The sequence below is a fragment of the Pseudomonas azotoformans genome, assembly GCF_900103345.1.
Lineage (GTDB): Bacteria > Pseudomonadota > Gammaproteobacteria > Pseudomonadales > Pseudomonadaceae > Aquipseudomonas > Aquipseudomonas azotoformans.
This window is the reverse complement of sequence record NZ_LT629702.1, coordinates 6,226,486-6,247,157: the sequence shown is the minus strand read 5'-3', so window position 1 is coordinate 6,247,157 and position 20,672 is coordinate 6,226,486. Positions and strand designations below refer to the sequence as shown.

The 20,672-nt window shown below is 62.3% G+C and carries 20 protein-coding genes; 16 read left to right on the top strand and 4 right to left on the bottom strand.

The annotated features are described in order from the left end of the window. Positions 1-57: 57 nt before the first annotated feature. Positions 58-522, top strand: coding sequence for a CopD family protein (locus BLR69_RS28335; protein ID WP_071496896.1), 465 nt, complete (start codon positions 58-60; stop codon positions 520-522). A gap of 102 nt (positions 523-624) precedes the next feature. Here BLR69_RS28335 and BLR69_RS28330 read toward each other — a convergent pair whose 3' ends face one another. Both BLR69_RS28330 and BLR69_RS28325 read right to left on the bottom strand, forming a co-directional pair. After that, positions 625-1,383, bottom strand: a complete 759-nt coding sequence (locus BLR69_RS28330; protein WP_071496983.1) for a collagen-like triple helix repeat-containing protein — start codon at positions 1,381-1,383, stop codon at positions 625-627. A 160-nt stretch (positions 1,384-1,543) separates the two neighbouring features. Beyond that, positions 1,544-2,239: an OmpA family protein gene (locus BLR69_RS28325; RefSeq protein ID WP_071496897.1), complete on the bottom strand. Its 696-nt coding sequence runs from the start codon at positions 2,237-2,239 to the stop codon at positions 1,544-1,546. A 190-nt stretch (positions 2,240-2,429) separates the two neighbouring features. On the opposite strand from BLR69_RS28325, the gene BLR69_RS28320 reads away from it, so the two are divergent. The 4 genes from BLR69_RS28320 to BLR69_RS28305 are packed head-to-tail and all read left to right on the top strand — an operon-like array spanning position 2,430 to position 4,107. Further along, the gene (locus tag BLR69_RS28320; protein ID WP_071496899.1) at positions 2,430-2,927 is read left to right on the top strand and encodes a DUF6231 family protein; all 498 of its coding nucleotides are present in this window, start codon (positions 2,430-2,432) and stop codon (positions 2,925-2,927) included. A gap of 4 nt (positions 2,928-2,931) precedes the next feature. Beyond that, on the top strand, positions 2,932-3,402 hold the full coding sequence (locus tag BLR69_RS28315; RefSeq protein ID WP_071496900.1) for a YchJ family protein: 471 nt from the start codon (positions 2,932-2,934) through the stop codon (positions 3,400-3,402). A gap of 19 nt (positions 3,403-3,421) precedes the next feature. After that, complete coding sequence (locus BLR69_RS28310) at positions 3,422-3,904, top strand: LEA type 2 family protein (RefSeq protein ID WP_058425251.1); 483 nt, start codon at positions 3,422-3,424, stop codon at positions 3,902-3,904. After that, a complete protein-coding gene (locus BLR69_RS28305; protein WP_071496901.1) occupies positions 3,901-4,107 on the top strand; it encodes an SEC-C metal-binding domain-containing protein in 207 nt (68 codons plus the stop codon). Before BLR69_RS28310 ends, BLR69_RS28305 begins: the two co-directional genes overlap by 4 nt. 15 nt (positions 4,108-4,122) lie before the next feature. On the opposite strand, the gene BLR69_RS28300 is transcribed toward BLR69_RS28305, so the two are convergent. Both BLR69_RS28300 and BLR69_RS28295 read right to left on the bottom strand, forming a co-directional pair. Then, a complete protein-coding gene (locus BLR69_RS28300) occupies positions 4,123-5,526 on the bottom strand; it encodes an ATP-binding protein (RefSeq protein ID WP_071496902.1) in 1,404 nt (467 codons plus the stop codon). Next, positions 5,523-6,233, bottom strand: coding sequence for a response regulator (locus BLR69_RS28295; protein WP_071496903.1), 711 nt, complete (start codon positions 6,231-6,233; stop codon positions 5,523-5,525). Before BLR69_RS28295 ends, BLR69_RS28300 begins: the two co-directional genes overlap by 4 nt. A gap of 197 nt (positions 6,234-6,430) precedes the next feature. Here BLR69_RS28295 and BLR69_RS28290 point away from each other — a divergent pair, with 197 nt between their 5' ends. From BLR69_RS28290 to BLR69_RS28240, 11 genes are all read left to right on the top strand, one after another. Beyond that, positions 6,431-8,824 carry a TonB-dependent receptor gene (locus tag BLR69_RS28290; protein WP_071496904.1) on the top strand — a complete coding sequence of 798 codons (2,394 nt, stop codon included), beginning with the start codon at positions 6,431-6,433 and terminating at the stop codon, positions 8,822-8,824. 86 nt (positions 8,825-8,910) lie between these two features. Continuing rightward, the gene (locus BLR69_RS28285) at positions 8,911-10,023 is read left to right on the top strand and encodes an ABC transporter substrate-binding protein (RefSeq protein ID WP_071496905.1); all 1,113 of its coding nucleotides are present in this window, start codon (positions 8,911-8,913) and stop codon (positions 10,021-10,023) included. Further along, on the top strand, positions 10,020-11,078 hold the full coding sequence (locus BLR69_RS28280; protein WP_071496906.1) for a FecCD family ABC transporter permease: 1,059 nt from the start codon (positions 10,020-10,022) through the stop codon (positions 11,076-11,078). The genes BLR69_RS28285 and BLR69_RS28280 overlap by 4 nt, the downstream gene beginning before the upstream one ends. Beyond that, positions 11,075-11,860, top strand: a complete 786-nt coding sequence (locus tag BLR69_RS28275) for an ABC transporter ATP-binding protein (protein ID WP_071496907.1) — start codon at positions 11,075-11,077, stop codon at positions 11,858-11,860. The genes BLR69_RS28280 and BLR69_RS28275 overlap by 4 nt, the downstream gene beginning before the upstream one ends. 105 nt (positions 11,861-11,965) lie before the next feature. Then, the gene (locus tag BLR69_RS28270) at positions 11,966-12,610 is read left to right on the top strand and encodes a glutathione binding-like protein (protein ID WP_071496908.1); all 645 of its coding nucleotides are present in this window, start codon (positions 11,966-11,968) and stop codon (positions 12,608-12,610) included. 228 nt (positions 12,611-12,838) lie between these two features. After that, positions 12,839-15,280: a penicillin acylase family protein gene (locus tag BLR69_RS28265; RefSeq protein ID WP_071496909.1), complete on the top strand. Its 2,442-nt coding sequence runs from the start codon at positions 12,839-12,841 to the stop codon at positions 15,278-15,280. 248 nt (positions 15,281-15,528) lie between these two features. Then, a complete protein-coding gene (locus BLR69_RS28260; RefSeq protein WP_071496910.1) occupies positions 15,529-16,533 on the top strand; it encodes a ligase-associated DNA damage response exonuclease in 1,005 nt (334 codons plus the stop codon). Continuing rightward, the gene (locus tag BLR69_RS28255; RefSeq protein ID WP_071496911.1) at positions 16,530-18,164 is read left to right on the top strand and encodes an ATP-dependent DNA ligase; all 1,635 of its coding nucleotides are present in this window, start codon (positions 16,530-16,532) and stop codon (positions 18,162-18,164) included. Before BLR69_RS28260 ends, BLR69_RS28255 begins: the two co-directional genes overlap by 4 nt. Before the next feature lie 233 nt (positions 18,165-18,397). Next, the gene (locus BLR69_RS28250) at positions 18,398-19,177 is read left to right on the top strand and encodes a transporter substrate-binding domain-containing protein (RefSeq protein WP_071496912.1); all 780 of its coding nucleotides are present in this window, start codon (positions 18,398-18,400) and stop codon (positions 19,175-19,177) included. A gap of 57 nt (positions 19,178-19,234) precedes the next feature. Next, on the top strand, positions 19,235-19,963 hold the full coding sequence (locus tag BLR69_RS28245) for an ABC transporter permease (protein WP_071496913.1): 729 nt from the start codon (positions 19,235-19,237) through the stop codon (positions 19,961-19,963). Further along, positions 19,960-20,670 (top strand): ABC transporter permease, encoded by a 711-nt coding sequence (locus BLR69_RS28240; protein WP_058425263.1) that lies wholly within the window; start codon positions 19,960-19,962, stop codon positions 20,668-20,670. The genes BLR69_RS28245 and BLR69_RS28240 overlap by 4 nt, the downstream gene beginning before the upstream one ends. The last annotated feature ends 2 nt before the right edge of the window (positions 20,671-20,672 follow it).

Sequence of the window (20,672 nt, the reverse complement as noted above, 5' to 3'; positions counted from 1 at the left end):
TCGGATCGGCGGCTATCATACCCCGCTAATGAATCCCGCGCAGAACGGAGTACCACAATGACCGCGTTTAGCCTCGCTTACACCCTGCATGTATTGGCCGCCCTGGTATGGGTCGGCGGTATGTTTTTCGCCTGGATGATCCTGCGCCCCGCCGCTGTGGCGGCACTTGAAGGCCCTGCCCGGCTCAAGCTGTGGGCAAATGTGTTTCAACGTTTTTTCGTATGGGTGTGGGTTGCCGTGGCGGTTTTGCCGATCAGCGGCATTGGCTTGCTGCACTTGCGCTTCAACGGGTTCGAGACGGCGCCGCGTTATGTGCAGGTGATGATGGGCTTGTATCTGGTGATGACGGCGTTGTTTATCCGTATCCAGGCGTTGAAGTTCCCCGAACTGCGCAAGGCAGTGGCGGCTGAGGATTGGCCGGCGGGCGCGGCGGTACTGGGGCAGATTCGTCGGTTGGTGGGGATCAACCTGATTGTGGGGTTGGTGGTGGTGGCGATTGCTTCGGCTCGGCCGATGTTGTGAGGCGATAGGTATATCGCCATCGGGGGCAAGCCCCCTCCCACAGTTGGAATGCAGTCCAATTGTGGGAGGGGGCTTGCCCCCGATAGCGTCAGGCCAGGTAATTCAAAGCCGCTGGATGGTCACAGTCCCCGCAGGCCCAGCTGGCCCCGGCTGCCCTTCCAAGCCCGGACGGCCCTTCTCGCCGCCGTCGGCGCGGTACACCAGGCAGCCTTTGGACTGGCCGCCTTTGCCAGGCTTGCCCGCCGTACCGGCCAAACCGCCGGGACCACCGTCCACCCAGACCTTGATCTGTTGCGCCGGGAAATCCTGCGGCAACTCGACCCGTACCTGCGCGCCCGACGCCCCCGGCAAGCCATCGCCGCCGTTATCACCATTGGCGCCACGACCGGCCGAGCCCCAGGTGCAACCCGGATCCACGCCATTGGCACCGTCCAGCCCGGCATAACCTTGGGCACCGGCGCCGCCACGGGCATCAACCGAGAGTTCTTCTGCGGCCAGGGAATTGATGCGCAGGGTCAGGTCACGCCCGGCCTTGGCCGGTTTTTCGTGAGTACCGGGAGCACCGCGGGAGGTGATCTGGCTGCCGTGCTCCAACTGCGCATGGCGCACCTGCAATTGCAGCGCGGTGCTACCGGGCACAATGGCGATACGGGCGTCGCGGCCCAAGCGCAACTCATCCACGCTGACCTGGCTGATGTTGGCGGGGATCAGCAAGGTGCCGTAGTCCGCCACCTCCAGGCGCTCCAGCTGCAACACGCTGGTGCTGTTGGGCAGGCGCATCAGCGAGTTGGGTTCAACACTGACGCTCTGGGCCAGGGCAACGGGGCTGACCAACAGGGCCAACAGAAAAACCTTACGCATCATGGAGCTCCCCTGAATTTTTTCAAAAAATATTTCTAGTTTTTCTTTGGACGCACAGTAACGACTTCCGCAGGCGCTTTGCCAGTGAAGGATCAAAAAAGTTAATAAAGGGGAGGATCGGCAGCATTGCCCCTGTGGGATTCCACAGGGGCAAGGGCCGTCAGCGGTTGATCTGGATTTCCGTACGACGGTTCAAGGCACGGCCTTCAGCGGTTTTGTTGTCGGCTACCGGATGGCTCTCGCCTGCACCGGTCACCGATACAAAACTGCTGCGCGGCACACCGGACTTGATCAGGTACTCGACCACCGAATGCGCGCGTTTTTCCGAGAGTTTCTGGTTGTAGGCGTCTTTACCGACGCTGTCGGTGTGACCGCTGACACGTAGTTGAGCGCCTGGGGCTTCCTGTTTCAGGCGGGTGGCGACGGTGTCGAGCTTGGCGGTATCCGCCGCCGTCAACTTGGCCGAGTCGAACTGGAAGTGCACGTCACGGATCACAATGGTTTCTTCCTTGACCACCACCACTTCCTCTACCACAGCCGGCGGCGGCGCGGGTGGGCAGCCATTGGCATCCACCTGCACGCCTTTTGGCGTACCTGGGCACTTGTCGCGGCTATCCGGCACACCGTCGCCGTCTTCGTCACCATCGCCATGCACCCAGCAATAGGCGCCGGCCATACCGCCGACCAACAACGCGCCGTAGCCCGCATAGGCCGAGCTTTCAGTGGCACCGATCGCCGCACCGGTCACGCCGCCAACGGCGGCACAGGTGGGCCAATCGGTTTTTTGCAAACCTGCGCAACCTGTCAATACTCCGGTTAGCAGAACCAAGGGTAGAGCTGTCCGCATGATGCTCATTGAGTTTCTCCTGAGGGGATCGGCGGGGGCCGATGACTGGAGTAAAGACGGCTCTTTTCATCTGCGCCACTACGCCGCGCCCCTGTATTCATTGGGGATCATCGCCCTTGTAGGACTTTTCGCCACCGCCCGCTCTAGGCCCGCACGCTCAGCCGCGCTAGTCTCTACGGTCCTGATGTGAGGATCTCTGATGACCGCCGGTATTTCTGACCGTACACCCCAGCAAGCCCTGGCCGCCTTGCTCGACTTGCACCAGCCCAAACGCCTGTTGCTGTTGGGCGCCAGCCAGTTCCCGGCGCTGGAGGCTTTTCAAGCAGCACATCCCGACACCCAGGTTGCTCTTGCCCCACCCGGCCCACTGTCGGCGGAGCTGGCGGCGCAGCGTTTTGACCTGGCACTGGTGGTGGACTGCCTGGAGCACCTGTCAAAACCGCAAGGCCTGACCCTGCTCGGCGGCATCCGCAACCTCAATGCCAGCCGCATTGCGGTGCTGGTGGACCTGGGCGCCTGCGACTGGAAGGACACCGACTTCTTCTCCCTGGCCCTGCAGGCCGGCGAGCGTTTCCAGCGTGACGAGCAGGTTCTGACGCTGTTTACCTACGATCTGCTTGACTATAAACAAGTGCCGGACTGGCTCAACGCCCGCTTCTGGGCCAACCCGGAAAACTTCGGAAAGTATTGGTGGTAACCCGATGAGTACATCCATTTGCCCCTGCGGCAGTGGCAACCTGCTGGATGCCTGCTGCGGTCATTATCACGCCGGGCACCCGGCGCCCTGTGCCACCGCGTTGATGCGCTCGCGCTACAGCGCCTACGTACTCGGCCTGGTGGACTACCTGGTGGCGACCACCCTGCCCGCGCAACAACCCGGTCTGGACCGTGCCGCCATCGCCGCGTGGAGCGCCCAGAGCACCTGGCTCGGCCTTGAAGTAGAAAGTTCCGAGGTGTTCGGCGGCCAACCGGAACACGCGTTTGTGACCTTCACCGCGCGCTGGCATGACAGTACCGGTGAACATAGCCACCGCGAGCAGTCTTCTTTCGTACAGAATGACGGGCGCTGGTACTTCATCGACCCGACCGTGGAAGTGAAGGCCGGACGCAACGATGCCTGCCTGTGCGGCAGTGGGCAAAAATTCAAGAAGTGTTGTTCCAGCTACCTCTAGCCACCACAGGACTCACGCCATGCTCCGGATCTACAGCTTGATGCTGGCGTTAACCCTTGGCCTGACCGGCTGCGCGTCGTGGTTCGAAGACGACGCGCCGCCGCCCCACGTCTCCCTGGTAAAGGTCGAAGTGGTACGGGCCAAGCTGCTGGAGCAGAAATTCAAGCTGTACTTTCGTGTGGACAACCGCGACGACGCCGACCTGACCGTGCGTGGCCTGATCTACAAGGTGACGCTGGATGACTTTGTGCTGACCGAGGGCGAGTCCAACGAATGGCTCACCGTGCCGCCACGAGGCCATGCCTTTTTCAAGGTGTCGGTGCGCACCAACCTCTGGCCGCAGATCCGCGATGTGGTGCAGATGCTGAAAAAACCCGACCGCCCCGTGCCCTATCGCCTCGAAGGCGAGCTGAAAACCGGATTATTCATCGGTTATGACGTGCAGGTGAACCACAATGGCGAGATAATCCCCGGCGATTTTATTCCGGAGCGACATCGATGACTCAGCAACCCCATGTCCATGGTCCTGACTGCAACCACGATCACGATCACCATGATCACGACCACGGCCACGGCCATGTCCACGGCCCGAACTGCGGCCACGCTCACCAGGAGCCGGTGCGCAATGCCCTGAAGGACGTGGGTCGCAACGATCCTTGCCCGTGCGGCAGCGAGAAGAAATTCAAGAAGTGCCACGGGGCGTAAAGCCTGGCTCTGTAGCTAGCAGGCTTGCTGTGGCAAGCCCGCTCGCCACAGCTGCAACACCACCTCAAGCCCCCCGCCTTCCCGATTGTGCAACGCCAAACGCCCGCCATGCGCCTTGGCGATGGTGTGGGCAATGCTCAATCCCAAGCCATACCCGCCGGTCTCGGCATTGCGTGAACCTTCCACCCGATAGAACGGTTCCATCACCTGCTCCAATTGTTCCTGGGGAATCCCGGGGCCACGGTCACTGATGACGATCTTCAAGCTGTCCGCCTTGTCCTCGACCCGCACCACCACATCACGGCCATACCGCACGGCGTTCTCCAGCAGGTTCTGCACGCAACGTTTAAGGCTGCGGGCATACCCGGGCAATGGCTGCTTCGCCCGGCCGTCAATCACCACCTGTTCGCCAACGTCCTGTAGGTCCGCCTGCAAGCTTTGCAGCAAGGCGTTGATATCGATGTTCTGTCGCGTCTCGTTGATTTCGCCGCTGCTGACAAAATCCAGCGTGCTGGACACCATGTGCTCCATTTCTTCCAGGTCGCTGCGAAAACGCTCTTTGGTACGGTTGTCTTCCAACATTTCGGTGCGCAAGCGCAAGCGTGTGATCGGTGACCGCAGGTCGTGGGAAATGGCCGCAAGAAACCGCGTGCGCTCGGCAATATTGGCGATCAGCCGCTGCTGCATGGCATTGAACGCCTGGGCGGCGCGGCGCACTTCGGTGGGGCCGTCCACCGACAATGGCGGACGCTGGATGTCCCGGCCCAGCGCTTCGGCCGCCTTGGCCAGGGCATTGAGTGGACGGATGGCCAGGCGCACCGCCACCAGGGCGATCAGCACCAGCACCAACACCCGCAGCAAATAAATGCGCATGACGTAATCGAACAAAAGGTCCAACGGCGAGGTACTGGTCCAGCCCTGTTCCTCACTGGCATCCACCTGCAACCAGCGTCCGTCGGGCAGGCGCAGGTCGATCAAAAATTGCCCCACCACCGGCTTGGAGCCGAGCAGGGTCGACAGCCCGGCGGTCTGCCCATCGCCATCGACCAACGACAAGCGCAACAGGATCAGACTCTGGGCATAACCGGTTTTTTCCGACAGCACTTTCTTGATCAGCTGTTCGGTGGGCCGGTCACTGTCGTGCAGGGTGCTCGGGGTGTTGCTGGCCTGATCACTGAGGGTCAGGCGGAAGTTCGGCGTGTCGAGCAGTTTGATCAGCACATCTGCCTGCTGCGGATCGCTGTGCACCAGGCGCACCACGTCCGCCAGGCGCGTGGCGATCAACCGCGCGGGAATTTCCAGCACCTGCCCATGGCGCCGGTCGTACCAGATGCTGCTGGTCAGGGCCTGCGCGGCAAGCATGCCACTGACCAGGATCAATACCAGCCGGCCGAACAGCGAACGCGGCAGCAGTCTCACGACTCCAGCACCACGTCATGGGCGGTGAGCATGTAGCCCTCGTTGCGCACGGTCTTGATCAACCCCGCCGGCAGTTGCGAGCGCAGACGGCTGACGCACACATCGATGGAGCGGTCGAACGGTGTGCTGTCCTTGTCGAACACATGGTTGAGCAGAAAATCGCGGTTCAACGGGCGGTTGGGGTGCTGCAACAACAGGCGCAGCACGCGGTAGTCCGAGTTGCCCAGGCTGACCACCACGCCCTGCGGCGACAGCAATTGCCGCGCCCGTGTGTCGAGTTGCCAGCCTGCAAAACGAATGCTCGGCGCTTCATCCAGGCGCGCGCGGTCGGGAAAACTCTGCACCCGGCGCAGCACCACCTTGATCCGTACCAGCAGCTCGCGCGGGTCGAAGGGTTTGGGCAGGTAGTCGTCGGCGCCGATTTCCAGGCCGACGATACGGTCGATCAACGAGCCCTTGGCGGTGAGCATCACCACCGGCGTGTTGGAGTTCACCCGCAGTTCGCGGCACAGGCTCAGGCCGTCTTCGCCGGGCAGCATCAGGTCGAGCACGATCAGGTCGATGACATTCAGCGACAGGCGGCGGCGCATTTCCTTGCCATCGGCGGCGGTGGACACCTGGAAGCCGGCGTCGCTCAGGTAGTCGCAGAGCAATTGGCGGATTTGCGGGTCGTCATCAACGATCAGCAGGTGGTCTTGCTTGGCCATGGGCAGTCAATCCGAAAAACGATGAAACGCAGCAAATAGCCGAAAGTTCAGCCAGCAGCGCAGGCAAATGTAATGGAATGTTGTAGGAAACCCTAATCACGCATCAGCGATACAAACCCGGGGTATGGCAGGCGGAATCGCTCTTTAGACTACCGAACCTAAATGAGAGTAATTGTAATTTAGACTCGGACGTTACCATGTCATTGCCCCTATCATTGCCCACGCCTCACCGCCACACGTTGCACACCACCCTCGCACCGATGTTCGGTTTGCTGGCTGCCGGCAGCGTCGCACCGGTTGCCCTGGCTGACGCCCCAACCGCCACGTCCAGCGATTCGGTGTTGAACCTGCCGGAAATCAAGGTCGACGGCGAAGCCACTTCCACCTTCAAGGTGGACCGCGTCACCTCGGCCAAAATCAGCCAGCCGCTGCTGGACGCACCGCAAAGCGTAACCATCGTGCCGCAACAGGTGCTCAAGGAGCAGAACGCGCAGACCTTGCAGGAAGTGTTGCGCAATGTGCCGGGCATTACCTTTATGTCCGGCGAGGGCAACCTGGGCTGGGGCGATCTGTTTTCGATCCGCGGGTTTTCTTCCGAGCAGAGCCTGACCGTCGACGGTGTGCGCGATGCCGGCATGTCCACGCGCACCGACACCTTCAACCTGCAACAGGCCGAAGTGTTCAAGGGCACCGGTTCCATCGAGTCCGGGGTCTCGGCCGTGGGTGGCAGCGTCAACCTGGTCAGCAAGGAAGCGCACCTGGGCGATGCCAACAAAGTTTCGGCCGGGATCGGCACCGACAGCTACCGCCGCCTCACCGCCGACCTGAATAAACAGCTGAACGACACCACTGCCGTACGCATCAACCTGATGAAGCACTACAACCAGGTGGCCGAGCGCGACGATGTGGACTACGACCGCTGGGGCATCGCCACCTCGTTCGGCTTCGGCCTGGGCACCGACACGCGGTTGTTCATCGACACCTTCTACCAGAAAGACACCAACACCCCGGACGGCGGTGTGCCGATCCAGCGCGGCACCAACGGCGACCGCATGCCAGGCGTGAAACGCTCCAACTGGTACGGCGACTCCCGCCTCTACACCCAAGAGAACAAAACCACCTCGCTCACGGCGCGCTTCGAGCATGACTTCGCCTGGAACGACGCCAACCTGCGCAACCAGACGCGCTGGGAACGCAGCGACAACTTCGCCGTGCTCTCGCCGGCGCGCTTCTTCGCCGCCAACGCCAACGGCCAGAAGACCTGCACCGGCACCCGCTGTGCGACCTTGGGTTACACCGGCGTAGGCCCGATCAGCCAAGTGCCCGGCAGTACGGTGAATGCCTACACCGACTACGTGAACAACAGCAACACCGGCTACGGCATCCTGCGCGGCAGCGACTTTGGTTTGTCCAAGCGCTACACCATCTTGGACAACCAGACCGACTTCAATTTCAACCTCACCACCGGCAGCCTGCAGCACGCGGTGGTCAGTGGCCTGGAGTTCTATCACGAGACCTACGGCGGCCTGAAACGCAACGCCGAAGTGCCGGCCGGCAACATGCTGTTTGACATGCACGACCCCAGCCACAGCTTCGCCAGCACCTACGTGACCAAAGGCGAAGGCGACCCGCGCTCGGTGATCGACAACGCCGGTCTCTACCTGGGCGACACCATCACCCTCAACGAGCAATGGCAAGTACTCGGCTCGCTGCGCTACGACAACTGGCGTGCCGAAACCCGCCAACGCGGCCAGGCGACGATCAGCAGCACCGATGGTGCCGTCAGCGGTCGGGTCGGCGCGGTGTTCAAGCCGTTGCCCAACGGCAGTATCTACGTGTCTTACAGCGAGGCCGCGCAACCGTCGGCGCTGGGCGCGTCCACCAACAACCAGATCTACGGCGCGGCCAGCACCAGTAGTTACAGCCCGGCCAAATCCAAGACCTATGAACTGGGCACCAAGTGGGACATTGCCCACGACAGGCTCAACGTCACGGCGGCGATCTTCCGCACCGAACTGGACAACGCCTGGGAATACCAGGACGGCGAATCCGCCCCGGTACGCGCCCTGCCCGCCAAACGCGTCGACGGCATCGAACTGGGCCTGCAAGGCAATATCACCCCGCGCTGGACCGCCTACAGCGGTTTCTCGGCCCTCAAGAGCACCCAGACCAAAGGCATCAACAAAGGCGCCGAAGCCAAGAACGTCCCGGACCTGACCGCCAACCTGTGGACCACCTACGCCGTCACCGACGCCCTGAGTCTCAGCTACGGCGAGCAATACGTGGGCCGGCGCCGCTACACCGACAACAAATACGTCGGGGGTTTGAACAACAACAGCAGCTACGCCAACGGCCCGTCCGGGGTCTACGCGATCTACGCCCGCGACCACGAAAAAGCCCCTGGCTACTGGCTGAGCAACCTGGCCGCACAATACAAGGTGAACAAGGACACCACGGTCAACCTCAACCTCAACAATGTGTTCAACACCTTCTATTACAGCCAGGTCGGCGCGTCCCTCGATGGCTTCCAGCTCTACGGCATTCCGGGCGCCGGGCGCACCCTCACCGCCAGCGTCGACTACGAGTTCTGAACCATGCTGATCGAGATCCCTGCCTCACAACCCATTGCGGCGCTGGAGCAATACCTGATGCGCCGCCTTCACCTGGAGTCCCTGCCATGTTGAAACCCCGTAATGTGCTCAAACTGGGCGTGCTGTTCGCCGCGTTGGTCCTCGGCCATGCCGAGACCGCTGCCGCCCATGAAGTCACCGATGTGCTGGGCCGCAAGGTCGAGGTGGCGGACAACGTCAAGCGCGTGGTCCTCGGTGAAGGCCGCTTGATTTCGGCGTTTGCCCTGCTGGACCGCGATGCGCCGTTCCAGCGCATCGTCGGTTGGCAGAACGATTTGAAGCTGCTCGACCAGCACACCTATAACGCCTACGTGGCGAAATTTCCGACGGTCAAAGACATCCCCCTGATCGGCCAGGCGTCGGAACAAAGCGTCAGCGCCGAGGAAATCCTCTCGCTCAAACCCGACCTGGCCGTGTTCAGCATTTCCGGCCATGGCCCGACCGAACACAGCCCGGTGGCCGACGTGCTGGCCAAGGCGGGCATCCCGGTGCTGTTCGTCGACTTTCGCATCAACCCGGTGCAAGGCACTCACACCAGCATGAACGCGCTGGGCCAGGCGCTGGGGCGCGAAGCCCAGGCCAAGGCTTTCCTGGACTTCTATGACCAGCACCTCAAGGTCATCACCGATGCCGTCGCCACCTTGCCGGCCGGACCGCGTCCTAGCGTGTTCCTCGAACTGCTGGCCGGCGCCTGGCAAGCGCCGGGGCACACCACCGGCAAGAGCGGCATGGGGGAAGTGATCAAGCTGGTGGGCGGGCGCAACATTGCCGCCGATGTGGTGCCGGGGGCACTGGGGGATATCAGCGTGGAATACGCCTTGAAAGCCGATCCGGATATTTATGTTGCGACCGGCAACCACAAGCCGGGGCTGGTCCTCGGTGCCGGCGTGAGCCATGACGAGGCGCGTGAAGCCTTCGACCGCGTATTGGCGCGTCCCGAGTTCGCCAACCTGCATGCCATCCGCGCAGGCAATGCCCACGGCCTGTGGCATGACTTCTACAACTCGCCGTACAACCTGTTGGCGATTGAGTCACTGGCCAAGTGGGTGCACCCAGAGCTGTTCGCCAAGCTGGACCCGCAGGCGACCATGGAACAGATCAACCAGCAGTTCCTGGGGATGCCGTTGCAGGGTGCCTATTGGATCGACATGCCTAAATGACCACGCAAACCCTTGACCTCGCCTCAGCCACCCACGGCTATCGCCGCCTGCTGGCGCGGCGTGCCTGGCTATTGGCGCTGCTCGGCACGGCGCTGGTCTGCGCCCTGCTGGTGGACCTGGCCAGCGGCCCGTCCGGCATGGGCCTTTGGGCGTTGCTTGACGGGATTGCGCACCCGTCCCACCTCAGCGCCACCGACCAGGTGATCATCTGGAACGTGCGCCTGCCCTACGCGTTGATGGCGGTGCTGGTGGGCTGTGCGTTGTCGCTGGCCGGCGCCGAGATGCAGGCGATCTTGAACAACCCGCTGGCCAGCCCGTTTACCTTGGGCGTGTCGTCGGCGGCGGCGCTGGGGGCATCCCTGGTGATTGTGTTCCCGGTGACGACCCTGTGGGTGTCGGCCAACACCGCGATTTCCATTTCGGCGTTCATCTTCGCCGCCGCCTCGGTGTTTTTGCTGCAAGCCATGTCGCGCCTGCGGGGCGCCGGGGTGGAGAGCCTGGTGCTGTTCGGCATCGCGCTGGTGTTCAGTTGCAACGCGGTGGTGGCTTTGTTGCAACTGGTGGCCACCGAAGATGTGCTGCAGCAACTGGTGTTCTGGACCCTGGGCAGCGTGACCCGCGCCAATTGGGACAAGCTCGGCATCCTGGCGCTGGTAGTCGTGGTGGTGCTGCCGTTTTCCTTCGCCGCCGCACCGCGCCTGACCCTGCTGCGCATGGGCGAAGACCGCGCACAAAGCTTCGGCGTGGACGTGAAACGCTTGCGGTTTTTCTCGTTGTTGCGCATCAGCCTGTTGTCGGCCACCGCCGTGGCCTTCGTCGGCACCATCGGCTTTATCGGCCTGGTGGGTCCGCATATCGCACGGATCCTGGTGGGCGAAGACCAACGGTTCCTGCTGCCGGCCAGCGCCCTGACCGGCGCGCTGTTGCTGGCGCTGTCGTCGATTGCCAGTAAGCTGATCATGCCCGGTGTGATCGTGCCGGTGGGCATCGTCACCGCGTTGGTGGGCGTGCCGATTTTCGTGGTGCTGGTGTTCAAGCGCGGGAGGCAGTTATGAACCAAGGGTTGAGCGTACACAACGCCAATGTGAGTTATGGCCGCCGGCAGATCGTGCATGACCTGAGCCTGCCGACCTTGCCGCCCGGCAGCCTGACCGCCCTGATCGGCCCCAACGGCGCCGGCAAGTCCACCTTGCTGCGCGCCGTGGCCGGGCTGGAAAAGATGCATGGCGTCGTAAGCCTGGGTGACCTCGACCTGTCGGCCATGTCCGTGGCCGAACGCGCCCGGCGCGTGACCTACATGCCGCAGAACCTGCCACCGGGCCTGAGCCTCAGCGTGATGGAAAGTGTGATTGCCGCGCTGCGCGTCGCCAGTGTGGACGGCATTCCATTGTCCAACGACGCCTGCCTGCGCGAAGCCTTTGCAGCGTTGCAACGCATTGGCATCGCCCATCTGGCCGATCAGTGGCTAAGCACGCTGTCGGGCGGCCAACGCCAACTGGTCAGCCTCGCGCAGCTGATTGCACGGAGCCCCCAAGTGATGCTGCTGGACGAACCCACCAGCGCCCTCGACCTCAACTACCAATTGAAAGTCATGGAGTGCGTACGCGACCTGGTGCGCGAACACCACCTGATCGCCGTGGTGGTATTGCACGACATCAACCTTGCCGCACGTTTTGCCGACCATATTGCCGTGCTGCGCCAGGGTCGCTTGTATGCCAGCGGCGCGGCGAACGACGTGCTCAACCCGCTGTTGTTTGCCGAGGTGTATCGCGTGCGGGCGCGCATCGAACGTTGTTCTGAGCAGTCGTTGCAGGTGTTGGTGGATGGCGCTTTCTGATTGGCTTCTAAGGGTATGCATAAATGTTTCATTGAATTTTCGCACGCCCAACATTACCTATACCTACAGGCATCCGTTCAAGCATCACCACTTTTGGAGAGCTTCATGATCGACCTGTATTACTGGACCACCCCCAACGGCCACAAAATATCGTTGTTCCTGGAAGAAGCCGGCCTGCCCTACAAGGTGCACCCGATCAACATCGGCCAGGGTGAACAGTTCAAGCCTGACTTCCTGAAGATCGCTCCCAACAACCGCATCCCCGCCATCGTCGACCAGAACCCGACCGACGGCGGCGCACCGATTTCGCTGTTTGAATCCGGCGCGATCCTGTTGTACCTCGCGGAAAAAACCGGCCAGTTCATTGCAAAAGACCTGCGCGGTCGCCAGGAAGTGCTGCAGTGGCTGTTCTGGCAAATGGGCGGCTTGGGCCCGATGGCGGGGCAGAATCATCACTTCAGCCAGTTCGCCCCGGAAAAAATCCCCTACGCGATCAAACGCTACGTGGATGAAACCGCACGCCTTTACGGGGTGCTCGACCGGCGCCTGGCGGACCGTGCGTTCGTGGCCGGTGAGGACTACAGCATTGCCGACATGGCGATCTACCCCTGGATTGTTTCCCACAAATGGCAGAGCCAGCGCCTGGAAGATTTCCCACACCTGCATCGCTGGTTCAACAGCATCAAGGAACGGCCGGCGACGGTCCGGGCGTATGAGCTGCTGCAGAAAGTGAACCCGCCCAAATCCTGAACTGAAGCCTTACTCGATCAAAATGTGGGAGCGGGCTTGCTCGCGAATGCGGAGTGTCAGTCACTGAATATGTCGACTGACACTCCGCATTCGCGAGCAAGCCCGCTCCCACACTGATTCGTGCAAGACTCAAGATCTAACGCTTAACCCAAACTCCCGCTTGCGTCGTTTCGCCGCGCTCACTAACGTAGCGCCTTTACTGACGCTACCCCCCGCAGGAGCTTTGCCATGGCCTCGCCAGCCCTCTCACATTTTCTTCCCCGGTTCGGCGTTGCCGCGGCAGTGGCCAGTGCGTTAAGCCTGGCCGGTTGCCAGCTCCAGAGCACCCAGGACACCCTGCCGCCGGTCGCCGGCGTACAGCCGATCAAAGGCCTCGCGCAGAACGTATCGGTACGGCGCAATGCCCAGGGTATGCCGTTGATCGAAAGCAACACCTTCCACGACGCGCTGTTCAGCCTCGGTTATGTGCACGCCAGTGATCGCATCACCCAGATGGTGACCCTGCGCCTGCTGGCCCAGGGCCGCCTGGCGGAAATGTCGGGGCCAGAGGTGCTGGATGTCGACCGCTTCATGCGCGCGGTCAACCTGAAGAAAAGCGCCGGCGAGCTGTACAACGCCTCCAGCCCGCGCCTCAAGCGCTTCTTTGAAGTGTATGCACGCGGCGTCAACGCCTACCTGTTCCGCCACCGCGACAAGCTGCCGCCGGACCTGGCACAGACCGGCTACAAGCCCGAGTACTGGAAGCCGGAAGATTCGGCGCTGCTGTTCTGCCTGCTGAATTTCAGCGAGTCGGCCAACCTGCAGGAAGAAATTTCGTCGCTGGTGCTGGCGCAGAAAGTCGGCGTCGACAAACTCGCCTGGCTCACCCCCAGCGCGCCGGACGAAGCGATCCCACTGGCCGAGGCCGAAAAACTCAAGGGCGTGAACCTGGGCCAGATCACCGGCCTGGCCGGGCTGGACGCGGTCAGCCAGCAACTGAGCAGCCTCAATTCGCTGGCGGTGACCACCTCAAGCAACTGGGCGATTGGCCCGCAGCGCAGCCGCAGCGGTAAAAGCCTGCTGGCAGGCGACCTCGCCGCCCAGCCGCAGGCACCGTCGCCGTGGAGCTACGTGCAGATCCGTGCACCGAAATACCAGGCCGCCGGCGCTTCGATTGCCGGCCTGCCGACGCTGCTGTCCGGCTTCAACGGCAAAGTCGCGTGGAGCATGAGCACGGTCAAGGGCGACACCCAGGACCTGTTCCTGGAGAAGGTCAAGCGCCAGGGCAGCGCGCTGTACTACGAGAACAACGGCAAGTGGCTACCGGCAGGCGTGCGTAACGAAACCTTCTTCATCAAGGGCCAACGCTCGATCCGCGAGGTGGTGTACGAAACCCGTCACGGCGCCCTGCTCAACAGCAGCCAGGCACTGACCACCGGCCTGGGCCTGGCCCTGCAAACCGCCGACTTCAAGGACGACAAGAGCCTGGACGCGTTCTTCGACCTGTCCCGCGCACAATCCATCGGCAAAGCGTCGGACGCGACCCGGGAAATCCGTGCCATCGCCCTGAACATGATCTTCGCCGACGCCGGCAGCATTGGCTGGCAAGTCACCGGCCGCTTCCCTAACCGCCGCGAAGGCGAAGGCTTGCTGCCGTCGCCGGGCTGGGACACGCGGTTTGACTGGGATGGCTACGCCGACGCCATGCTGCATCCCTATGACCAGGACCCGGCCCAAGGCTGGATCGGCACCGCCAACCAGCGCACCGCGCCGCGTGGCTATGGCATGCAACTGTCCAACTCCTGGGACGCCCCGGAGCGCAGCGAGCGCCTGGCGCAACTGGCCAATGCCGGCAAGCACGACAGCCGCAGCATGATCGCCATGCAGTACGACCAGACCACGACCTTCGCCGCCAAGCTCAAGAGCATGTTCCAGGCGCCGGGCATGGCCCAGCCGCTGAAACAGGCGATTGACGCACTGCCTGCGGCGGAACAAGCCAAGGCCCGTGAGGCGCTGGGGCGCCTGATGGCGTTCGATGGTCGCCTGGTGTCCACCTCTGCCGATGCGGCGCTCTATGAACTGTTCCTGCAGGAGAGCACCAGACAGATCTTCCTCGACGAGCTCGGCCCGGAAAACAGCGCGAGCTGGAAAGCCTTTGTCAGCAACGCCAGCCTGTCCTACGCAGCCCAGGCCGACCACCTGCTGGGCCGCGAAGACAGCCCGTTCTGGGATGACGTGCGTACCCCACAGAAGGAAGACAAACCGGCGATCCTCGCCCGCAGCCTGGCCGCTGCGATCAGCGCCGGCGACAGCCAGTTGGGCGCCGACCACAAGGCCTGGCAGTGGGGCAAGCTGCACACCACCACCTGGAAAAACACCAGTGGCCAAGTCATTCGCGGCCCGCTGGCCTCCGGCGGCGACCACAACACCTTGAACCCGGCGCCCTACAACTGGGGCCAGGACTTCACCACCACCCAGGTGCCGGCGCTGCGCCTGATCGTGGATTTCGGCCAAGTAGAGCCAATGATGGGCCAGGGTGGCATCGGCCAGTCCGGCAACCCGGCCAGCCCGAATTATGCCAACGGCATCGACCCAGCGCTCAAGGCGCAATACCTGAGCTTCCCGATGCAGCCGCAGAACTTCGAGAAGGTGTATGGGAAGGCGCGGTTGACCCTGACGCCGGGCAAATAATCCGGCAAGTGTGGGGCGGGCTTTTACTGTGGTGAGCGGGCTTGCCCCGCGCTGGGTGGCGAAGCCGCCCTAAAACCAGGCGACCTGTGTCTGACTGGAAGCATGCATTGACTGGATTGGGGCCGCTTCGCGCCCCAGCGCGGGGCAAGCCCGCTCACCACAACAAGCCCGCTCACTACAATAGTTAATCGAACTTCTCATCGCCCGCCCACCTCCTACCTGATAAGCCCATCGCCCCCGGCACGCCAATGGACCTTGTCATCGCCCGCCCCGAAGGCCTCTACTGCCCCGCCGGAGATTTCTACATCGACCCCTGGCGCCCGGTGGAGCGTTCGGTCATCACCCACGCCCACGGCGACCACGCCCGCACTGGCAACCAGCACTACCTGGCGGCAGCCCCCGGAGAAGGCATCCTGCGTTCCCGGCTGGGCCAGGACATCAACCTGCAAACCCTGGCCTACGGCGAGCCACTGGAGCATCACGGCGTCACCCTGAGTTTTCACCCGGCCGGGCATGTGCTTGGCTCGGCCCAGGTGCGCCTGGAATACCAGGGTGAAGTCTGGGTCGCGTCCGGCGACTACAAGGTCGAACCCGACGGCACCTGCGCGCCCTTCGAGCCGGTGCGTTGCCACACCTTTATCACCGAATCCACCTTCGGCCTGCCGATCTACCGCTGGCAGCCCCAGGCGCAGATCTTCGCCGGGATCAACGACTGGTGGCAGGCCAACATCGCCGCCGGCAAGGCCAGCGTGTTGTTCTGTTATTCGTTCGGCAAGGCCCAGCGCATCCTGCACGGCATCGACGCCAGCATCGGGCCCATCCTCAGCCATGGCGCGGTCGAACCGTTGAATCGGGTGTACCGCGAGGCCGGCATCCATATCCCTGAGACCCTCTACGCCGGCGACTTCAACAAGACCGACCCGTTGCTGCGCCAAGCCCTGATCATCGCCCCGCCCTCCGCTGGCGGCAGCAGTTGGATCAAGCGCTTCGGCGACTACAGTGACGCCTTCGCCAGTGGCTGGATGCGCCTGCGTGGCACCCGTCGACGACGCGGGGTCGACCGGGGCTTTGTGCTCTCGGACCACGCCGACTGGCCCGGCCTGTTGTGGGCCATCGAGCAGACCGGCGCCGAGCGGGTGATGGTCACCCACGGTTCCGTCGGCGTATTGGTGCGCCATCTGCGGGAAAAAGGCCTGGATGCCCAGGGCTTCACCACCGAATACGGCGATGACGAAGAAGAGGCTGGCGCATGAAGGCCTTTGCCGAGCTGTACGCCAACCTCGATGCCACCACCTCCAGCAATGCCAAGCTGGCGGCGTTGCAAGCCTACTTCCGGGTGGCCGCGCCAGAAGATGCCGCCTGGGCCGTGTATTTCCTGTCCGGCGGACGACCACGGCAATTGGTGCCGACGCGCCTGTTGCGGGACATGGCCACCGCAGCGTCCGGCATCGAGCCGTGGCTGTTCGAGGAAAGCTACCAGTCTGTGGGTGACCTGGCGGAGACCATTTCCCTGCTGCTACCGGAATCTGCCTACACCTCGGAGGATGGCCTGGCCGTGTGGCTGGAGGAAAAACTCCTGCCGTTGCGCGGCTTGCCTCCCCTGGAATTGGCTGAGCGCCTGCCGGCGTTGTGGGCGCAACTGGATCAACCCAGCTTGATGGTGTGCATCAAATTGATCACCGGCAGCTTTCGCGTGGGCGTGTCCAAGCTGTTGGTCACCCGTGCCCTCGCCGCCATGGCCGACCTCGACAGCAAGCGTGTGGCGCAGCGGTTAGTGGGCTACACCGACCTGTCCAATCGTCCGACCGCTGAGGGCTACCTCAAGCTGATCGCCGCCGAATCGTCCGACGAGCATGCACAACGGGGCGGCCAGCCTTATCCGTTTTTTCTGGCTCATGGCTTGGCGCAACCGGTGGAGCAATTCGACGCGCTGCTCGGTGCCCCCGCCGACTGGCAGGTGGAGTGGAAGTGGGATGGCATCCGCGCGCAACTGGTCAAGCGCGACGGCCGCCTGTGGATCTGGTCCCGTGGCGAAGAGCTGGTCACCGAACGTTTTCCTGAACTTCATAGCCTGGTGAGCGGCTTGCCCGATGGCACAGTGATCGACGGTGAAATCGTGGTGTGGAAGGGGGCAGTACAACCCTTCGCCCTGCTGCAGCAGCGAATCGGCCGCAAGACCTTGAGCAAAAAAGTGCTGGAGGATGCGCCGGTGGCGGTACTGGCCTACGACTTGCTGGAACATCAGGGTGAGGACTGGCGCAACCACACCCAGGCCGAACGCCGCGCCCAGCTTGAGCAGGTGGTCACCCAGTGCGACCAGCCGGTACTGCTCGCCTCACCACTGCTGACCGCAACCACCTGGGAAGCACTGGCCGAACAGCGTAAAGCCTCTCGCAGCCTCGGAGTAGAAGGCATGATGCTCAAGGCCCGCGATGGCCTGTACGGCGTCGGCCGCACCAAGGACATGGGCGTGTGGTGGAAGTGGAAAGTCGACCCGTTCAGCGTCGACGCGGTACTGATCTACGCCCAGCGCGGCCACGGCCGGCGCGCCAGCCTCTACAGCGACTACACCTTTGCGGTGTGGGACGGCCCGCCCGGCAGTGAACGCTCACTGGTGCCGTTTGCCAAGGCCTATTCCGGGCTGACCGATGAAGAAATGCGCAAGGTCGACGCGATTGTGCGCAAGACCACCGTGGAGAAATTCGGCCCGGTGAGCAGTGTCACGCCGAGCCTGGTGTTCGAGCTGGGGTTCGAGGGTATTGCCCTGTCCAAGCGGCACAAGAGCGGAATTGCCGTACGGTTTCCACGGATGTTGCGCTGGCGACAGGATAAGGCGGTGGATGAGGCCGACAGCCTTGCCACCCTGCAAGACCTGCTTACCTGACACCTCCCACATTTAAATTTGCTTATGACCCGAAATGGTGCGCTCATTTTTCAGCGCCCATTTTCGGGCATCTCCTACACTCAGATCTCCCTCATCCCACCTTTTAAAACGCTCATTCGGAACTACATTCGGAACTATGGTGCAGAAATTGCTACTTGTGATCCGTCTGACACCGTTCAGTAACAGTCCTAAACGCGCCACAAGCGCTTATCTTGGTTTCCAGGGATTACATAATGAAAAAAGCATTGCTGACCCTTTCTGCACTGGCTCTGTGCATGGCCGCGGGTGTAGCCACGGCCAAGGAATACAAGGAACTGCGTTTTGGTGTCGATCCGTCCTACGCGCCATTCGAATCCAAGGCAGCGGACGGCAGCCTGGTGGGCTTCGATATCGACCTGGGCAATGCGATCTGCGCCGAGCTGAAAGTAAAGTGCAAGTGGGTAGAAAGTGATTTTGACGGCATGATTCCGGGCCTCAAGGCCAACAAGTTCGACGGCGTGATTTCGTCCATGACCGTGACCCCGGTGCGTGAAAAGGCCATCGACTTCTCCAGCGAACTGTTCTCCGGCCCGACCTCGCTGGTGTTCAAGAAAGGCGCGGGCTACTCGACGCCGGAGTCCCTCAAGGGCAAATCCGTAGGCTACGAGCAGGGCACCATCCAGGAAGCCTACGCCAAGGCCGTGCTGGATAAAGCCGGTGTGACCACCAAGGCCTACGCCAACCAGGACCAGGTGTACGCCGACCTGACCTCCGGCCGTCTCGACGCCTCCGTGCAGGACATGCTGCAAGCCGAACTGGGCTTCCTGAAGTCGCCGGCCGGTGCCGACTACGAAGTGAGCAAGGCCATCGACGATCCATTGCTGCCGTCGAAAACCGCGGTCGGTATCAAAAAAGGTAACACTGAACTGAAGGCGCTTTTGGATAAAGGTATCAAAGCGTTACACGATGATGGCACCTACGCCACCATCCAGAAGAAACACTTTGGCGATCTGAACCTGTACAGCGGCAAATAATGCCTGGAGCGCCCTTCCCCTGGAGGGGTGCTTTTTTATCGCCATAGGTCCTGATTTATGTTCGAAGAATTGTTGCAAACCCTCGGGTTGAGCGCGCTCAGCCTGAAGGGTTTCGGCCCGCTGTTGCTGCAAGGCACCTGGATGACCATCAAGTTGTCGGTGCTGTCCCTGGCCGTCAGCGTGTTGCTGGGCCTGCTCGGCGCCAGCGCCAAACTTTCCAGCCTGCCCTTCCTGCGCATCCCCGCCCAGCTTTACACCACGCTGATTCGCGGTGTGCCCGACCTGGTGCTGATGCTGCTGATTTTCTACAGCCTGCAAACCTGGCTCACCGGCCTGACCGACTTCATGGAATGGGAATACATCGAGATCGACCCATTCAGCGCCGGGGTGATCACCCTGGGTTTTATCTACGGGGCGTATTTCACCGAGACCTTTCGCGGGGCGATCCTCGCGGTACCGCGCGGCCAACTGGAAGCCGCCACGGCTTACGGGCTCAAGCGCGGTCAGCGGTTTCGCTACGTGACCTTCCCGCAAATGATGCGCTTTGCCCTGCCGGGCATCGGCAATAACTGGATGGTGATGCTCAAGGCCACGGCCCTGGTGTCGATCATCGGCCTGGCCGACCTGGTCAAGGCCGCTCAGGATGCCGGCAAGAGCACTTATCAGCTGTTTTACTTCCTGGTCATCGCCGCGTTGATCTACCTGTTGATCACCAGCGCGTCCAACTTCGTTTTGCGCCGCCTTGAACGTCGCTACTCCGCCGGCGCCCGGGAGGCCGTACGATGATCGAACTCTTGCAGGAATACTGGCGCCCCTTCCTTTATAGCGACGGCCAGCACATCACCGGCCTGGCCATGACGATGTGGCTGCTCAGCGCCGCCCTGGTCATCGGCTTTCTGGTGTCGATCCCGCTGTCCATCGCCCGCGTGTCGCGCAAGCGCCTCGTGCGCTGGCCGGTGCAGTTCTACACCTACCTGTTCCGGGGCACGCCGCTCTATATCCAGTTGCTGATCTGTTACACCGGCATCTACAGCCTCGCCGCCGTGCGCGAGCAACCGCTGCTGGATGCGTTCTTTCGCGATGCGATGAACTGCACCATCCTGGCCTTCGCCCTCAACACCTGCGCCTACACCACAGAGATTTTCGCCGGGGCGATCCGCAGCATGGCCCACGGCGAAGTCGAAGCGGCCAAGGCCTACGGCTTGAGCGGCTGGAAGCTCTATGCCTACGTGATCATGCCGTCGGCGCTGCGGCGCTCGCTGCCCTACTACAGTAATGAAGTGATCCTGATGCTGCACTCGACCACGGTGGCTTTCACCGCGACGATCCCCGACATCCTCAAAGTGGCGCGGGATGCCAACTCGGCCACCTTCATGACCTTTCAATCATTCGGTATCGCTGCGCTGATCTACCTGACCGTGACCTTTGCCCTGGTCGGTCTGTTTCGTCTGGCGGAGCGCCGTTGGCTGGCCTTTCTCGGGCCGAGCCATTAAGG

Excerpts from the sequence above, each read along its gene's own strand:
- BLR69_RS28335 (WP_071496896.1), top strand. The coding sequence starts at position 58 with ATGACCGCGTTTAGCCTCGCTTACACCCTGCATGTATTGGCCGCCCTG.
- BLR69_RS28330 (WP_071496983.1), bottom strand. The coding sequence starts at position 1,383 with ATGCGTAAGGTTTTTCTGTTGGCCCTGTTGGTCAGCCCCGTTGCCCTG.
- BLR69_RS28325 (WP_071496897.1), bottom strand. The coding sequence starts at position 2,239 with ATGAGCATCATGCGGACAGCTCTACCCTTGGTTCTGCTAACCGGAGTA.
- BLR69_RS28320 (WP_071496899.1), top strand. The coding sequence starts at position 2,430 with ATGACCGCCGGTATTTCTGACCGTACACCCCAGCAAGCCCTGGCCGCC.
- BLR69_RS28315 (WP_071496900.1), top strand. The coding sequence starts at position 2,932 with ATGAGTACATCCATTTGCCCCTGCGGCAGTGGCAACCTGCTGGATGCC.
- BLR69_RS28310 (WP_058425251.1), top strand. The coding sequence starts at position 3,422 with ATGCTCCGGATCTACAGCTTGATGCTGGCGTTAACCCTTGGCCTGACC.
- BLR69_RS28305 (WP_071496901.1), top strand. The coding sequence starts at position 3,901 with ATGACTCAGCAACCCCATGTCCATGGTCCTGACTGCAACCACGATCAC.
- BLR69_RS28295 (WP_071496903.1), bottom strand. The coding sequence starts at position 6,233 with ATGGCCAAGCAAGACCACCTGCTGATCGTTGATGACGACCCGCAAATC.
- BLR69_RS28290 (WP_071496904.1), top strand. The coding sequence starts at position 6,431 with ATGTCATTGCCCCTATCATTGCCCACGCCTCACCGCCACACGTTGCAC.
- BLR69_RS28285 (WP_071496905.1), top strand. The coding sequence starts at position 8,911 with ATGTTGAAACCCCGTAATGTGCTCAAACTGGGCGTGCTGTTCGCCGCG.
- BLR69_RS28280 (WP_071496906.1), top strand. The coding sequence starts at position 10,020 with ATGACCACGCAAACCCTTGACCTCGCCTCAGCCACCCACGGCTATCGC.
- BLR69_RS28275 (WP_071496907.1), top strand. The coding sequence starts at position 11,075 with ATGAACCAAGGGTTGAGCGTACACAACGCCAATGTGAGTTATGGCCGC.
- BLR69_RS28270 (WP_071496908.1), top strand. The coding sequence starts at position 11,966 with ATGATCGACCTGTATTACTGGACCACCCCCAACGGCCACAAAATATCG.
- BLR69_RS28265 (WP_071496909.1), top strand. The coding sequence starts at position 12,839 with ATGGCCTCGCCAGCCCTCTCACATTTTCTTCCCCGGTTCGGCGTTGCC.
- BLR69_RS28260 (WP_071496910.1), top strand. The coding sequence starts at position 15,529 with ATGGACCTTGTCATCGCCCGCCCCGAAGGCCTCTACTGCCCCGCCGGA.
- BLR69_RS28255 (WP_071496911.1), top strand. The coding sequence starts at position 16,530 with ATGAAGGCCTTTGCCGAGCTGTACGCCAACCTCGATGCCACCACCTCC.
- BLR69_RS28250 (WP_071496912.1), top strand. The coding sequence starts at position 18,398 with ATGAAAAAAGCATTGCTGACCCTTTCTGCACTGGCTCTGTGCATGGCC.
- BLR69_RS28245 (WP_071496913.1), top strand. The coding sequence starts at position 19,235 with ATGTTCGAAGAATTGTTGCAAACCCTCGGGTTGAGCGCGCTCAGCCTG.
- BLR69_RS28240 (WP_058425263.1), top strand. The coding sequence starts at position 19,960 with ATGATCGAACTCTTGCAGGAATACTGGCGCCCCTTCCTTTATAGCGAC.